This is a genomic window from Variovorax sp. WDL1 (genome assembly GCF_001541225.1).
Lineage (GTDB): Bacteria > Pseudomonadota > Gammaproteobacteria > Burkholderiales > Burkholderiaceae_C > Variovorax.
The window spans coordinates 1,470-1,825 of record NZ_LMTS01000289.1 but is presented as its reverse complement, the minus strand read 5'-3'; the positions used below and the strand labels follow the sequence as shown (position 1 = coordinate 1,825).

Sequence of the window (356 nt, the reverse complement as noted above, 5' to 3'; positions counted from 1 at the left end):
TCGGGCGCTACGTGCTGGCCGGCGAGAAGGTGCATGCCGATGACACGCCAGTGGCCGTGCTCGATCCCGGCCGCGGTCGCACCAAGACCGGCAGGCTGTGGGTCTACGTGCGCGACGACCGGCCGGCCGGAAGCACACAGCCGCCTGCGGCCTGGTATCGCTACTCGCCCAACCGCAAGGGCGAGCATCCGCAGGCGCACCTTGCGAACTACAGCGGCATCCTTCAGGCCGATGCCTACTCTGGGTACGGCAAGGTCTACGCGAGCGGGCATGTCGTCGAAGCATCTTGTTGGGCTCACGCGCGTCGACCGTTCTGGGATCTGCATGAGAGCCAGGGCTTCGCGCCGGGTTCGATC

At 67.4% G+C, this 356-nt stretch carries 1 pseudogene; it reads left to right on the top strand.

Features of this window, described 5'->3' with window-relative positions:
* Positions 1-356 (top strand): annotated as a pseudogene (locus APY03_RS42950) (IS66 family transposase); the annotation flags it as partial.